This window comes from Clostridium sp. D46t1_190503_E9 (assembly GCF_015555225.1).
In the GTDB taxonomy this organism is placed as follows: Bacteria; Bacillota; Clostridia; order Clostridiales; family Clostridiaceae; genus Clostridium.
The window spans coordinates 162,907-178,647 of record NZ_JADNKB010000006.1 but is presented as its reverse complement, the minus strand read 5'-3'; the positions used below and the strand labels follow the sequence as shown (position 1 = coordinate 178,647).

16 protein-coding genes are annotated in these 15,741 nt (G+C 29.7%); 1 reads left to right on the top strand and 15 read right to left on the bottom strand.

What is annotated here, in order from left to right; genetic code table 11:
- Window positions 1–70: 70 nt before the first annotated feature.
- The 4 genes from ascB to I2E83_RS08975 all read right to left on the bottom strand — a co-directional run bounded on the left by ascB (window position 71) and on the right by I2E83_RS08975 (window position 5,107).
- Window positions 71–1,480, bottom strand: coding sequence for a 6-phospho-beta-glucosidase (gene ascB, locus I2E83_RS08990; protein WP_283158266.1), 1,410 nt, complete (start codon window positions 1,478–1,480; stop codon window positions 71–73).
- A gap of 14 nt (window positions 1,481–1,494) precedes the next feature.
- On the bottom strand, window positions 1,495–3,354 hold the full coding sequence (locus I2E83_RS08985; protein WP_195263360.1) for a beta-glucoside-specific PTS transporter subunit IIABC: 1,860 nt from the start codon (window positions 3,352–3,354) through the stop codon (window positions 1,495–1,497).
- A 142-nt stretch (window positions 3,355–3,496) separates the two neighbouring features.
- Window positions 3,497–4,339 carry a PRD domain-containing protein gene (locus I2E83_RS08980; RefSeq protein WP_195263359.1) on the bottom strand — a complete coding sequence of 281 codons (843 nt, stop codon included), beginning with the start codon at window positions 4,337–4,339 and terminating at the stop codon, window positions 3,497–3,499.
- 273 nt (window positions 4,340–4,612) lie between these two features.
- Window positions 4,613–5,107 (bottom strand): dCMP deaminase family protein, encoded by a 495-nt coding sequence (locus I2E83_RS08975; protein ID WP_195429485.1) that lies wholly within the window; start codon window positions 5,105–5,107, stop codon window positions 4,613–4,615.
- A gap of 377 nt (window positions 5,108–5,484) precedes the next feature.
- Between I2E83_RS08975 and I2E83_RS08970 the strand changes: the two genes are divergently transcribed.
- Window positions 5,485–6,120, top strand: coding sequence for a lysozyme inhibitor LprI family protein (locus I2E83_RS08970; RefSeq protein WP_195429483.1), 636 nt, complete (start codon window positions 5,485–5,487; stop codon window positions 6,118–6,120).
- Between the two features lie 213 nt (window positions 6,121–6,333).
- Here the strand turns inward: I2E83_RS08970 and I2E83_RS08965 are convergent, their stop codons facing one another.
- The 11 genes from I2E83_RS08965 to I2E83_RS08915 are packed head-to-tail and all read right to left on the bottom strand — an operon-like array spanning window position 6,334 to window position 15,401.
- Window positions 6,334–7,128, bottom strand: a complete 795-nt coding sequence (locus tag I2E83_RS08965) for an acetyl-CoA carboxylase carboxyltransferase subunit alpha (RefSeq protein WP_195429481.1) — start codon at window positions 7,126–7,128, stop codon at window positions 6,334–6,336.
- 2 nt (window positions 7,129–7,130) lie between these two features.
- Entirely contained in the window at window positions 7,131–7,991 is an 861-nt protein-coding gene (gene accD / locus I2E83_RS08960; RefSeq protein ID WP_195263355.1) for an acetyl-CoA carboxylase, carboxyltransferase subunit beta, read from the bottom strand.
- A gap of 12 nt (window positions 7,992–8,003) precedes the next feature.
- A complete protein-coding gene (locus I2E83_RS08955) occupies window positions 8,004–9,347 on the bottom strand; it encodes an acetyl-CoA carboxylase biotin carboxylase subunit (protein WP_195429479.1) in 1,344 nt (447 codons plus the stop codon).
- Window positions 9,348–9,362: 15 nt separating this feature from the next.
- Window positions 9,363–9,779 carry a 3-hydroxyacyl-ACP dehydratase FabZ gene (fabZ, locus tag I2E83_RS08950; RefSeq protein ID WP_195263353.1) on the bottom strand — a complete coding sequence of 139 codons (417 nt, stop codon included), beginning with the start codon at window positions 9,777–9,779 and terminating at the stop codon, window positions 9,363–9,365.
- Between the two features lie 9 nt (window positions 9,780–9,788).
- A complete protein-coding gene (gene accB, locus I2E83_RS08945) occupies window positions 9,789–10,274 on the bottom strand; it encodes an acetyl-CoA carboxylase biotin carboxyl carrier protein (RefSeq protein WP_195263388.1) in 486 nt (161 codons plus the stop codon).
- Between the two features lie 2 nt (window positions 10,275–10,276).
- Window positions 10,277–11,518: a beta-ketoacyl-ACP synthase II gene (gene fabF, locus I2E83_RS08940; RefSeq protein ID WP_195263352.1), complete on the bottom strand. Its 1,242-nt coding sequence runs from the start codon at window positions 11,516–11,518 to the stop codon at window positions 10,277–10,279.
- A 14-nt stretch (window positions 11,519–11,532) separates the two neighbouring features.
- Window positions 11,533–12,276 (bottom strand): 3-oxoacyl-[acyl-carrier-protein] reductase, encoded by a 744-nt coding sequence (gene fabG, locus I2E83_RS08935; protein ID WP_142691250.1) that lies wholly within the window; start codon window positions 12,274–12,276, stop codon window positions 11,533–11,535.
- Window positions 12,269–13,222: an ACP S-malonyltransferase gene (fabD, locus tag I2E83_RS08930; RefSeq protein WP_195429477.1), complete on the bottom strand. Its 954-nt coding sequence runs from the start codon at window positions 13,220–13,222 to the stop codon at window positions 12,269–12,271. Before fabD ends, fabG begins: the two co-directional genes overlap by 8 nt.
- Window positions 13,223–13,234: 12 nt before the next feature.
- Window positions 13,235–14,161, bottom strand: a complete 927-nt coding sequence (gene fabK, locus I2E83_RS08925) for an enoyl-[acyl-carrier-protein] reductase FabK (protein WP_195263350.1) — start codon at window positions 14,159–14,161, stop codon at window positions 13,235–13,237.
- A 22-nt stretch (window positions 14,162–14,183) separates the two neighbouring features.
- Window positions 14,184–14,411, bottom strand: a complete 228-nt coding sequence (gene acpP / locus I2E83_RS08920; RefSeq protein WP_195263349.1) for an acyl carrier protein — start codon at window positions 14,409–14,411, stop codon at window positions 14,184–14,186.
- 12 nt (window positions 14,412–14,423) lie between these two features.
- Window positions 14,424–15,401 carry a beta-ketoacyl-ACP synthase III gene (locus tag I2E83_RS08915; protein ID WP_195263348.1) on the bottom strand — a complete coding sequence of 326 codons (978 nt, stop codon included), beginning with the start codon at window positions 15,399–15,401 and terminating at the stop codon, window positions 14,424–14,426.
- Window positions 15,402–15,741: the final 340 nt, after the last annotated feature.

Here is a 15,741-nt window from a genome sequence, read left to right as displayed (position 1 = left end):
ATACATTTGCCTTATTAAATAATATAAAAAAGATGATTCTCTTAAATCTAGAATCATCTTTTTTATATTATTATTTTAAATTTTCTCCATTGCTTTCTATTACTTCCTTATACCAATAGAAACTTTTCTTTTTATAACGTTCTAAACTACCTGTACCATCATCATTACGGTCAACATAGATAAATCCATATCTTTTCTTAAGCTCAGCTGTTGAGGCACTTACTAAATCTACACATCCCCAACTAGTATATCCCATAACTTCTACTCCGTCTTCAATAGCTTTACCTAGTTCTAAAAGATGGTCATTTAAATATTGAATTCTATAATCATCAAGTACAGTTTTTTCACCGTTAACTTCTACAAGTTTATCCATTGCTCCCAATCCATTTTCAACTACAAATAGTGGCTTTTGATATCTATCATAAAAGTAATTACAAATATATCTTAATCCTTGAGGATCTATTTGCCATCCCCATTCTGATTCCTTTAAATATGGATTTTTAACTCCTGAAGTTAAATTTCCTCTTCCTTTTTCATATTTATTTATATCTTTAGCTGTACATTTACTCATGTAATAGCTAAATGAAATAAAATCAACAGTATTTCTTAAAATTTCTTCATCCTCATCTTCCATATTTATGCTTATTCCAAGATCTTTAAATAGCTTTTTAGTATATGACGGATATTTTCCTCTTACATGAATATCTGTAAAGAACATTAAGTCTCTATCTCTTTCCATAGATGCTATCATATCATCAGGATTTGGAGTCATAGGATAATTAACTACTCCAAGTACCATACACCCAACCTTTGCATCTGGCATAATTTCATGAGCTAATTTAACAGCTAAAGCACTTGCAACTAATTCATGATGAGCAGCTTGATACAAATCTTGCTTTGTTAACTTATCTTTAGGTGTTAAAATTCCTGCTCCCAATAAAGGAAAATGTAGTACTGAATTTATTTCATTAAATGTTAGCCAATACTTAACTTTTCCCTTGTAACGCTCGAATACTACTCTACAATAGTTTTCAAAGAATTTTATTAATCGTCTATCCCTCCAACCATCATAAACTTTAGCTAAATGAAGTGGTGTTTCATAATGAGAAAGTGTTATAAGTGGTTCGATTCCATATTTTAAACATTCATCAATTACATTTTCATAAAACTCTAAGCCTTTTTCATTTGGTTCTGATTCGTCACCTTTTGGGAATATTCTTGACCATGCAATAGAAAATCTTAAAACCTTAAATCCCATCTCTGCAAATAGCTTTATATCTTCTTTGTATCTATGGTAAAAATCTATACCTATTAACTTTAGATTGTCTTCTATCGGCTCTTCTGATATAGTCCCCATTATTCCATTTGGCATAATATCTTGAATTGATAATCCTTTTCCATCTTCTAAGTACGCACCTTCGCATTGATTTGCTGCAATGGCACCTCCCCATAGAAAGTTATCATTAAACATTGATCTCACTTTATATCCCTTCCTTATTTAAGAATTCTTATTAAAGTTTCTTTTTTATTTATGAATGTTTTTTCTGTTGGAAGAACATCCATATAATCTGCTGTATTTGTTATTATAACAGGAGTTATTATATCATAACCTTCATTTTTTATTCCTTCTTTATCGAATTCTAATAATAAATCTCCAACTTTTACATTATTTCCTTGTTCTATATGAGAAGTAAAATACTTTCCATTTAATTGAACTGTATCAATTCCTATATGAATTAAAACTTCAACTCCACTTTTACTTCTTAATCCTATAGCATGCTTCGTCTTAAATATAGATTCCACAGTTCCTTCAATTGGTGAATAAACCTTTCCTTCTGTTGGTAAAATTGCTATTCCTTTTCCCATAAGTTCCTGAGAAAAAACATCATCTTTAACTTCTGATAAAGGAAGAACCTCACCCTTTATTGGACTATTTACTACTAATTCACCTACTACTGAAGCTGCACTATTTTCTTTTTTGTCACTTTTTTCTGTCTTATTATCTTCACTTTGTGCATCTTTAAATCCAAGTATTAAAGAAGCAATTATTGTTGCTACAATTGATATAACTATTGTAATACATGCATTTCTAACATTTGCTAAGTCATCTGAAATATAAACTGGTATAGCTGCTAAACCTGCTGTTGCAGATGCATAAGTTCTTATTCCTGTTAATCCTGCATAAAGCCCTGCTATTCCGCCACCTATCATTGATGCATAAAGTGGTGTCTTTAATTTGAAGTTAACACCATAAAGTGCTGGTTCAGTAATTCCCATATAAGCAGTCATACTACTTGATAAACTTAATTGCTTTAAGTCCTTATTTTTAGTCTTTAATCCAACTACTAATGCTGATGTTGCTTGTGCGATATTAGATGCTAACATACCTGGTCCTAAAATAGTCCCATAACCTAATGTAGCATATTGAATTTGCTGTATTGGTGCAAAACAATAGTGCATTCCTGTCATTACAAAGAATGGAGTAAATGTTCCCATTATTACTGGTATAAGCCATCCTGCTCTATCATTAATAAAGTTCATTCCTACTGCTAAACCATTACCTACAATGTTTCCTAATGGCCCTAAAATTGAAAATCCAATTATAGAAGTTAATAAAATAGTAATAAGCGGTACTAAGAATACTTTCACTGAATTAGGTGATATTTTTTTAGCAAATCTTTCTATATATGATTGCGCATATATGATCAATAATATTGGTACAACACTAGATGCATAAGAAATCATAGTTATTGGAATTCCAAAAAACTTTACTGGATCTCCTGTATTTAGAGCAGAAAAACTTGGATGAAGTAACGCTGCTCCTAATATAGCTGCAAAGTATGGGCTACATTTAAATCTTTTAGCGGCTGAAAATGCTAATATTACTGGTAAAAAATAAAATACAGTATCACTTATAAATGTTAAGAATATATAAGTTTGAGTACCTGCATCTACAAATCCAAAGGCCTTTAATATAGCTAATACAGCTTTTATCATACCTGAACCTGCAAGTGCTGGTATAACCGGAGTAAATATAGCAGTTATTGTTCCTAATATCTTATTTATTATTCCTGTCTCATTATCTTCTGAAGATGATTCATTCTCTCCAAAGTTACCAAGCTTATGAAATTCATCACAAACCTTACTTACATTAGTTCCTATTATAACTTGGAATTGTCCATTTTTATTTACTACACCTTGTACTCCTTGTAGTTTTTTAATTGCTTCAGCATCTGCTTTACTAATATCGTTTAAGTTAAATCTTAAACGTGTCATACAATTAGTAACACTTGCAACATTTTTTTCTCCTCCAACTAATTTCAATAAATCAGTTGCTAAATTCTTATAGTTCATATTTTCCTTCTCCTTTTCTATTATTTTTATTTATTAAAAAAGACCTAGAGTGTATGTAATAAATAATTAATAGTCCATTTATTACATACACTCTAGGTCTTGCCTGCTTAATCAGTAACAATCCTAGTAAAAATAATCTCATTTAATTTTCATTTATAGTTATTCTTTTTATATGAACAGTTAAATATACTAATTCATCACCTGATAATCTTCTATTATATTTGTTCTTTATTAAATCTGCAATTTTCAAACTGCATCCATACTCCTTAGGATATCTAACCTTTACTATTTCTTCAAAATCTTTATCTACTTCTTTTACTTCTTCACTATTATTCAATACCCTATAAGCAAAAAACTTTAAATGAGTAATAAATCTTGTATAATATAAATCATCTTCCTTAAAGTCTATTTTGTATTGATATCTTATTATATTTAACACATTTTGTATTAACTCTGTAACCTTGATTGTATCTCTATTACTTTCAGAACCCAACTCTGAGTTCACAACATGCATAGCAATAGATGCTGCCTCATCTTCAGGTAATTCTACATCAAATTCTTCATTTATTAATTCTAAAGCCTTTAGTCCTATGTTAAATTCATCTGGATAAAATCTTTTTACTTCCCATAGAAGTGCATTACTAAATTGCAACCCAGATTTTTGTCTGGAAACAGCGAAACTAATATGATCTGTTAATGTAAGGTAAACATTTTCATTAAGCTCATGATCTAACTTTTGTTGTGCATATTTTATGATATTTTCAGTAACTCTCATGTACTCCATTGGAATTTGGGTTAAGAGAGAATATAGTTTTCCTGCTACATTTTTTGATTTTAAGAAGAATTCCTTCTCTATTTTCTTTTTATCTACTTCATCGCCTTTTTTCTTCTGAAATCCTATTCCTGATCCTAAAAGAATCCTTTCTTGATTTCTTTCATTAACAGCGCATATTACATTATTGTTTATTATACGTGTAATCCTCATAGATGCCTCCTACTGTAATATTACAGAAAATAAAAATAAACCTAAACATTAAGCAAATATACATAAATATATACTTACTTAATGTTTAGGTCTTGCCTGCTAACCAGTAACAATCCTAATTAAAACAAATAATATTCTATTTGTTTTAATTATATCATCACAATAACTTTTTATCAATATATTTTTTTAATTTTATTATATAGTTATTTAATAAATGTCATATTTCTATAACCAATAGAGCTCCAAACAATATGGTATTTATTATTTTATAATTTATATATCATTTATATCTAATGATATATTTATATTTTTGTTTTTAGGCTCTAATCTAGTCATCTTTACTCCTGCAGCATTCAATAATCTTTTAGATGCCTTAACATTATCTGAATCTGAATATTTATCTGAAAGGTATACTACTTCTTTTATTCCAGCTTGTATTATTGCTTTTGCACATTCATTGCATGGAAATAAAGCAACATATATTTTAGAGCCATAAAGGTTAGTTCCTCTACTATTTAAGATAGCATTAAGTTCGGCATGTACTACATATGGATATTTTGTCTCAAGAACATCACCTTCTCTATTCCATGGGAACTCATCATCTGAACATCCTCTTGGTAATCCATTATATCCTTGACTTAGAATCTTATTATCATCATCGACTATGCAAGCCCCAACTTGAGTACTCGGGTCTTTACTTCTCTTTCCAGCAAGAATTGCTACCCCCATAAAATATTCATCCCAAGATATGTAATCATTTCTTTTCATTTAAATCCCCCCTAAGATAACTAAGAATTAAAGATAAAACTTATTATGTATAAATATATTAAACTTGGAATTTAGTTAATTAATTTTTATTATAAATTATACATTTTTATTACTTTTAAAATATATTTTTATTATAGCATTAATTTTAAAAGATTCTATATTATCTAACAAAAATAAATAATTTAGAACCTATAATAATACTGTTTTTGACAGAATTACAAATATGTTAATTAAATTAGAATTAGTGTTATAATTAAATCATTCCATTTATAGAATAAATTATAAATGTAATAATTTTATCTATTTAAAAATAGTAAACTTTATTGTTATATATTATTAAAATATATATATGTATATAAATTAAAAGGAGAGTACCAATGAAAATTAAAAAAATCGCTTTTATTATGGTAATTTTATTATCAGCTGCTCCACTTACATCATGCTCAAAAAATAATAAAAACCCAATTGAAGAAAAGCAACAAATTGAAGAAAAGCAACAAATAAAAGATACTGCTAATGAATTTGATAATGCTAATAACGCTGATTCATATTCTTCAACAAACAGCGGTTCCTCGACAAATAATGGACAAACAAATGAAAATACTCAAGAATCTAATTCACCAATTCAAGTGACTAAAATAGAAGGACGAAGAAAAGAATTTATAGAAAAATTAGATAATATACAAAAAGAACTTGATTCCTTACCTGAAAAGAAAGATTCAGATGCTGGAGTAACAAATGCTATGAGAAGTTACTATGGAATATCCTATGATATGTATGATAAAGAATTAAACGAAATTTATGATTTACTAAAAGATCAGTTATCACCAGAAACAATGCAAAACTTACAAAATGAACAAATAAAATGGATAGAAGACAAAGAAGCTTTAGCAAATGAGGAAGCTGATAAATATAAAGGTGGGACATTTGAGCTTGTTGCATATAATATATCTTTATATGAATCAACAAAAAATAGATGTTATGAATTAGTTAATAACTATATGACAGATTAAAGTTTATAAATAAAGGAGATATCTCAAAATTAAAAATGTAAAGTTTAGAATGAAAGTAAAACTACTGAAAGTAGTTTTTAATATAAATTTAAGCATTTCAGTATTAAATACCACCTCAATTTTGCATTCTAAATTCTACATTCAATAATTTTCTAAGACATCTCCTTATATATTAAATCTACATTATAGTCATTTTTATTAATATTAAATTACTTATTTAAACTTTCTAAATCTTAAATAACGTTCTTCTAAAAGTGCCTCTTTAGATTTATTATTTAATATCTTAAATTCATTTATTAATTCTTCTTTTATAGAACTTGCAACTAACTCTATATTTTTGTGAGCTCCACCTCTAGGCTCCTTTATTATCTTTTCAATTATTCCTCTTTCTAAAAGCTCATATGAAGTTATTCCCATAATCTCCGAAACATCCTTTGATTTTGAAGGATCCTTTAAAAGTATAGAAGCAAATCCTTCTGGAGAAAGTATAGAATAAACTGAGTTTTCAAGCATCCAAACTCTATCTCCACAAGCTAAAGCTAAAGCCCCACCGCTTCCACCTTCACCTATAATTATTGAAATTATAGGCACTTTAATTTGTGCTATTTCTATTAAATTTCTTGCTATTGCTTCTCCTTGCCCTCTTTCTTCTGCCCCAACACCACAGTACGCACCAGATGTATTTATAAAACAAACTATAGGTCTATTAAATTTCTCGGCTTGCTTCATCAACCTTAGAGCTTTTCTATATCCTTCTGGATGCGGAGATCCAAAATTTCTTTCCATATTTTCTTTTAAATCTTTTCCTTTTTGAATTCCTATTATAGTAATTGGATTTCCATTTAAAAGCCCAATTCCTCCTACTATAGATTTATCATCTTTATAACATCTATCTCCATGTAATTCAAAAAAGTTAGTAAATATTTTATCTATATAATCAAGTGTAGTTGGTCTTTCTACCATTCTTGCTATTAATAATCTATCATAAGCCTTGATTTTTTTATTCACAACTACACCTCCTTATTCCTATGAAATTTCAAAAGAGTTGAAAGAGCCTTTTTTAAATCTTCTCTTTTTATAATATTATCTATAAATCCATTTTCTAATAAAAATTCTGCACTTTGGAAATCTTCAGGCAATTTCTCTTTTATAGTTCCTTCTATTACTCTTCTTCCTGCAAAACCTATTAATGCATTAGGCTCTGCTAGTATAATATCTCCAAGCATAGCAAAACTTGCTGTAACCCCACCTGTTGTTGGATCAGTTAAAACAGTTATATAAAGAAGTCCTTCTTCACTATGTTTTGCAAGTGCACTACTTATTTTAGCCATTTGCATCAAAGAAAATATTCCTTCTTGCATTCTGGCTCCTCCAGAAGCTGTGAAGATTATAATAGGTAATTTTCTTTTAGTAGCTTCCTCTATTGCTAATGTTAATTTTTCTCCTACTACAGTTCCCATACTTCCCATTAGAAAGTTTGAATCCATAACTGCAATAATTGTTTTATTTCCACCAATTTGACATTCTCCTGTTACTACTGCTTCAGAATGACCACTCTTTTCTTCGTTAGCCTTTAATTTTTCTTCGTAATTTGGAAAATCCATTGGATTTTTAGACTTCATATATTTATTAAACTCTTTAAAAGTATCTTTATCACAAATATATGATAATCTTTCATAACTACCTAACCTAAAATAATGATTACAATTTGAACATATATTAAGATTTTCTTCTAAAGACTTTTTATATAAAATTTTGCCACATTTATTACATTTTACCCAAGTTCCATCTGGAACTATAGGTATATCTTTTTCATCTTCTTGTGGAGTTATGTTAATAACTCCGTATTGTCTCTTTTTAAAAATCCCCATAATTTTCACCAACTATAAATTATATTCTTTGCTTATAAAACTAGTATCAAAGTCCCCTAAGCGAAATTTCTCATTATTTAAAATATCCATTTGAAAATCTATATTATTATCAATACCTTCTATAACAAACTCATCTAGTGCTCTAAGCATTTTATTAATTGCTTCTTCTCTATTCTTTCCATAAGCTATAAGCTTAGCTATCATTGAGTCATAAGTTGGAGGAATAGTATATCCTGAATAAACTGCTGTATCTACTCTTATTCCATTACCTCCAGGTAAATTTAAAAATTCAATTTTTCCTGGTGAAGGTATAAATCCTTTTCTAGGATTTTCTGCATTTATTCTACACTCAATAGCATGCCCCTTTATCTCAACTTCACCTTGAGAAAAACTCAGTCTTTCTCCATTAGCAATCTTTATTTGCTCCTTTACAATATCAGTTGATGTTATCATTTCTGTTATTGGATGCTCTACTTGAATTCTTGTATTCATCTCCATAAAATAAAAATTACTGTATTTATCTACTAAAAATTCTATTGTTCCTGCATTAAAATAATTTACTGCTTTAGCTGCATTAATTGCTGCCCTTCCCATCTCTTCTCTTAAATTATCACTTAAAATTGATGATGGTGCTTCCTCTAACACCTTTTGATTTCTTCTTTGTATAGTACAATCTCTTTCCCCTAGGTGAATAATATTTCCATATTCATCACCTAAGATTTGAAATTCTATATGTCTAGGATTTTCTATAAACTTTTCAATATATATTGTATCATCGCCAAAATTCACTTTAGCTTCTGATTTAGCTGTAAAGTATGCATTTTCAAGTTCATCTTCTTTATGAACTATTCTAATTCCTTTACCGCCACCCCCTAAAGCTGCTTTTATCATTACTGGATATCCTATTTCTTTAGCCTCTATATATGCTTCGTCGATACTTTTAACTATTCCATTGCTTCCAGGTATTACTGGAACATCTGCATTTTTCATAATTTCTCTGGCTCTAGCTTTATCTCCCATAATGCTTATAGTCTTGCTACTTGGTCCTATAAACTTTATATTACACTCTTCACAAATAGATGCAAATTCAGCATTTTCTGATAAGAATCCAAAGCCTGGATGAATTGCATTGCACTTAGTTATAACTGCTGCACTAACAATGTTGCTTTCATTTAAATATGAGTCCTTTGATTTAGGTTTTCCAACACAAATAGCTTCATCTGCAAGCTGAGTATGCATAGCATCTTTATCAGCTTCTGAGTAAATAGCTACTGTTTGTATTCCAAGCTCCTTGCAAGCTCTAATTATTCTTACTGCTATTTCTCCTCTGTTAGCTATTAATACCTTTCTAATCATAAAAACACCTCTTTACTATCCTACCATAAAGGTTAATTCTGCTTCGCAAACCTTTTTATCATTTACATATGCAATTCCTTTTCCTATCCCTGCTGATCCTCTTATTTTAGTAAGCTCTACTTCTAACCTTAATGTATCTCCAGGAACAACCTTTTTTCTAAACTTTGCGTTATTTATCCCCCCGAAGTATGCTATTTTCCCTTTAAATTCATCTCTTTTTAAAAGTGCAACTGCTCCAGCTTGTGCAAGTGCTTCAACTATTAACACTCCTGGCATAACTGGCTCTACTGGAAAATGTCCTTGAAAAAAATACTCATTCATTGTTACATTTTTTATTGCAACTATTTTATTATCCTCTAAACTTTCAACTCTATCTAATAATAAAAATGGGTATCTATGAGGGATTATCTCCATAATTTCTTTTATATCCAAATATTTCACCTACTTTATCTTAAATAATTCCATTCCAAACTCTACAATATCTTCATCAGTTCTTAAAACTTCTACTATTTCGCAATCCTCTTCTGCTGTTATTTCATTCATTATTTTCATTGCTTCAACAATACAAAGAACTTCACCTTTTTTTACCTTAGAGCCTACTTCTACATATGGTTTTCCTCCAGGTGTTCCAGAAGAATAAAATGTTCCAACTAAAGGTGACTTAATTGCCTTAAACTCATCTTTATTTAAATCGTCTCTCTCAATAGATTCTTCTTTTATTTCTGCTTTATTATTTATAACTATTGCATTATTTTCAGCTGAACTTATTGCCACACCATTTCTATTACCATCTTTTGATACTTCTTTAAAACTTTCTTCATTTTTACTAAGCTTTAATTTAATACCTTCACTTTCTAATTCAAATACTCTAAGAGAAGATGAATCTATTGACTTTATTAATTCTTTTATTTGTTCATAAGTTAACACTTCTATCTTCCCCTCCATTTTTTGAATATAACTGTTCCATTATGTCCGCCAAATCCTAATGAATTAGATAATGCATAATCTATTTCTTTATTTTTTCCAACATTAGCAACTAAATTTAAATCACATTCTTCATCTGAATTTAAGTAATTAATATTGGCAGGTATAAACCCATCCTCTAAAGCCTTTATAGATATTATTGCTTCAGCAGCTCCAGCAGCTCCAAGTAAATGTCCTGTCATAGATTTAGTTGAACTTACACAAACATCTTTTACTGAATCTTTAAAAGCCTTTTTTATTGCTAAAGTTTCTACTTTATCATTTATTTCAGTAGATGTACCATGAGCATTTATATATCCAATTTCATTTGGCATTACACCTGCATCATTCATAGCATCTCTCATTGCTCTATAAGCTCCATCTCCATCAAGTGTTGGTGAAGTTATGTGATAAGCATCACAAGTTGTTCCATATCCAACAACTTCTCCATAAATCTTTGCTCCTCTTTGAATTGCACTTTCTAATTCTTCTAGAATTAATGCTCCTGCTCCTTCTCCCATGACAAATCCATTTCTATCTTTATCAAATGGTATAGATGCCCTGTTTGGATCCTCACTTTTACTAAGTGCTGTTAAAGCTTGAAATCCTGCAATACCAAACTCATTAATTGATGCTTCTGCACCACCAACTATTGCTCTATCTAAATATCCATCTTTTATACTTCTATAAGCTTCACCAATACAATGAGTTGAAGTTGCACATGCTGTAGTAACACTTAAACATGATCCTAAAAGTCCAAACTCTATTGCTATACTTCCAGCTGCAATATTAGATATTGATGTTGGAATAGTTAATGGTGAAACTCTATTTGGACCCTTTTCTACTAAAGTTCTTATTTGATTTTCTATAGTGATAAGTCCACCAATTCCTGAACCAAATATTACACCAAATCTTTCTCTATCTACATTATCTAAATCTATGTTACTATCTTTCATACACTCTTTTGCCGCAACTAACGCTAATTGTGTATATCTATCTAATCTTTTAGCATCTTTCTTTCCTAAATAGTCCTCTGCCTTAAAGTCCTTTACTTCTGCTGCTACCTTAACTTTAAAATCTGTTGTATCAAAGAATGTTATTTTATCTATACCATTTTTTCCTTCTTTAACAGCATTCCAAAAACTATCTATTGAATTTCCAATTGGTGTTATAGCTCCTAATCCTGTAACTACTACTCTTCTCTTCATAAACTACTCTCCTTTTAAAGCATAACCATTCCACCATCTACATTTATTACTTGACCAGTAATATAATCTGATGAATTAGATGATAAGAATAAAACTAAATTAGCTATTTCCTTAGGCTCTCCTATTTTTCTCATAGGAATTGTCTTTATTACTTCTTCTTTTACTCTATCTGGTAAAACACTTGTCATATCTGTATTTATATATCCAGGAGCAATAACATTAACATTTATATTTCTAGCTGCAAGCTCTCTTGCTACTGATTTTGAAAATCCTATTACACCAGCTTTAGATGCAGCATAATTGCATTGACCTGCATTCCCAGCTACTCCAACAACAGAAGATATATTTATTATCTTTCCGTATCTTTGCTTAACCATAATAGATGAAACTGCTTTAGTTGTATTGAAAGTCCCTTTCAAATTTACATCTATAACATCATCAAAATCTTTTTCACTCATTCTTATAATTAATCCATCTTTAGTTATTCCTGCGTTGTTAACTAAGATATCTATACTTTCAAATTTATCTTTTACTTCCTTTATAAAGTTAATCACTTCTTCTTCATTACTTACATCACATTTGCATGCTACTACTTTAACGCCAAAGCTCTTTAATTCTTCTATTAAACTTTCTACTTCTTCATTATATTTTCTATAATTTATAGCAATATTAGCTCCATTTTGCGCTAATGTCCTTGCTATTTCTCTACCTATACCTCTAGTTCCACCTGTAACTATTGCATTTTTATCCTTAACCATTTAAAATTCCTATCCCTTCTAATGCTTTATTTAAAGATTTCATATCTTCAACATTATAAATATTTACTTTTAAGCCTTTTTCTCTACTTATTTCTTTGATAAAGCTACTTAATACTCTGCCAGGTCCAAATTCAATAAATGTATCAACACCCATATTAAGCATTTTTTCTATGCTTTCACTCCATTTAACAGATGATTTTATTTGACTACAAAGTAATTCTTCTATATCTGCTTTATTATCTATAAATTCAGCCGTAACATTAGATATAATTTTTGTGCTAGGATCATTAAATTCTATATTTTTAAGTTCTTCTTTAAGTTTTACTGATGCTTCTTCTAGTAAGGATGTATGAAAAGGTCCAGATACTTTTAATTCAATAGCTCTTTTTGCTCCAGCTTCTAAACATAATTCTTTAGCTTTTTCTACTGCCTCTTTTTCTCCACCAATTACAATTTGATTATTGGTATTATAATTAGCAATTTCTACTATGCCTTTATCTTTTGAATTTTCTATCGCTAACTTTATCTTCTCTAAAGGTAATCCAATTATAGCAGCCATAGATCCAATTCCAATAGGAACTGCTTCTTGCATATATCTTCCTCTCTTTTTCACTAAAACAACTGCTTCTTCAAAGCTTAAAGCATTTGCACATACTAAAGCTGAATATTCGCCAAGACTTAGTCCTGCAACAACATCTGCTTTAATTCCACTTTCTTCAAATGCTTTTTTTGCTGCAATTGAGGTTATCAAAATAGCTGGTTGCGTATTTTCTGTAATATCTAAATCTTCTTTATTCCCATTAAATATTAGTTCTTTTATATCAAAACTTAATATATCATTTGCTTTATCAAAAATCTCTTTACATCTTGGAACATTTTCATATAAATCTTTTCCCATTCCTATATATTGAGATCCCTGACCTGCAAAAACAAAAGCTGTTTTCATACTACCTCCTCTTTAAAGGCTCTTTCTTATATTTTCATATTCATTAAACATTTCTTCTATAATTTCCTTAGCACTTTGCTTTTTTGTAATCATCCCTGAAATTTGACCTGCCATAAGAGATCCATTTTCTATATCTCCATCTTTTACAGCTTTTCTCAGTGCCCCTCTGCCTAATTCCTCTAACTCTTCTATTGAAGTATTTTTACCTTCAAGATTTAAATACTCTCTTGCAAGTTTATTCTTTATAACTTGAACTGGATGGCCTGTAACTCTACCAGTTACAACAGTATCTATATCTTTTGCTTTTACTACAGCATCCTTATAGTTTTCATGAATACTACATTCATTGGCAACTAGAAACCTCGTTCCAACTTGAACTCCACTTGCACCTAATATGAAAGCTGCACCTACACCTCTTCCATCACCTATTCCACCTGCTGCTATGACTGGAATATTTACTGCATCTACAACTTGAGGAAGCAAAACCATAGTAGTTAATTTACCAATATGTCCCCCAGCTTCACACCCTTCTGCTATAACAGCATCTGCTCCAGCTCTTTCCATTCTTTTTGCTAATGCAACTGATGCAACCACCGGAATAACCTTTACTCCAGCTTCCTTCCATTTTGCAATGTACTTTCCTGGATTTCCAGCTCCAGTTGTAACAACTTTTACCCCTTCTTCAATTACAATTTGTGCTATCTCATCTGCATTTTCAGAAAGTAACATTATATTAATACCAAAAGGTTTATCAGTTAGTTCTTTTGTCTTTCTAATTTCTTCCCTTATAAAACTTGCAGGAGCATTTGCTCCTGCTATTATTCCAAGTCCACCTGCATTAGAAACTGCAGCTGCTAAAGAACTATCTGAAACCCATGCCATCCCCCCTTGAAAAATAGGGTATTTAATATTTAACAATTTGCAAATATTATTGTTCATGAGATTTCCTCCACTCTCTACTCTATTTTTCTATAACACTTTCTATATACTTCACTGCATCTCCTACAGTCTTAATACTTTCAACATTATCAACCTTTACGTTAAATGCATCTTCAAGGTCCATTACAACTTGGAATAAATCAAGTGAATCTGCACCTAAATCTTCTATAAAATTAGTTTCTAATTTTACTTCATCTCCATTAACACCTAATTGTTCTACTACTATGTCCTTAATCTTTTCAAATACCATTTTAAAATCCTCCTAAAATTTAATTAATGCTCCTGCCCAGGTTAATCCTCCACCAAAGGCAGCTAAAATTATTTTATCTCCTCTTTTTATAAGGCCTTTTTCAAACATTTCACTTAAAGCTACTGGTACACTTGCTGATGAAGTGTTTCCATACTTATCTAAATTAGTATAAAATTTATCTTTATCTACTTTTAATCTTCTAGCAGCATCATCTATTATTCTTGAATTAGCTTGATGAGGAACTATATATTTTATGTTTTCTAAATCCTCATTTGCTTTTTCTAACAATTCATTAACTATTTGAGGTACTATTGATACTGCAAATTTATAAACTTCTGCACCTTTCATTTCTATATATCTTTTTTCTAATTTTTTTTCTTTTGCAAAAGGTGTATTTAACTCTAATTCACCAGCAACTAAGCTTTTTTCTCCACGATTTCCATCAGATGAAAAACAAGTACTTATAATTCCTTCTTCATCATTTGATATCTCAATTACTGCAGCTCCAGCTCCATCTCCAAATAATACACAAGTACTTCTATCACTCCAGTCTATTATTCTAGATAAGACTTCTGATCCAATTACTAATGCTCTTTTTTTATCAGTTCCTCTAATTAAACTAGATGCAACTATCAAAGAATAAACAAAACCAGAGCATGCTGCTGATATATCAAATGCAGCTGCATTATTACATCCTAAAAGTCCTTGAACACTGCAAGCTGTAGATGGCATAATTTTATCTGGTGAAGTGGTAGCTACAACAATTAAATCTATATCATCCTTATCACAATTACTATTTTTCAAAGCAGATAATGCTGCTTTATATGCTAGTTCAACTGTGCCTTCTCCACTAGATATTCTTCTTTCTTTTATTCCGGTTCTTTTTACTATCCATTCGTCTGTAGTCTCAACTATATTTTCTAAATCCTTATTGCTTACTATATTATCTGGACAGTAATGACCAAATCCAACTACCTTTACTCCTTTCATTTAACGCCTCTTTCTAAAAATTCAACTTTTAAGTTACATTTAACTCAAATATCAAATATTTTTATTATCAAAATATTATTTTATATTAAGTTGTTATTTTGAATTTTTTAGTAGATGTACCTTTGACTTCTACATACTCAATCAATTACTTCGATGTCATACTATTTTATCAATAGATACTATTAAATAAATAAAAATACAGAAATATTGATTAAATTCCTCTTTTCAAATATTTTGACTATCAAAGCAATGTCATTATGATAATACCATTTTTTTAATTTGTCAACATTCGTAATATTTTTTTAATTATAAATTCAATCTATAATGTTCTTTTCATATA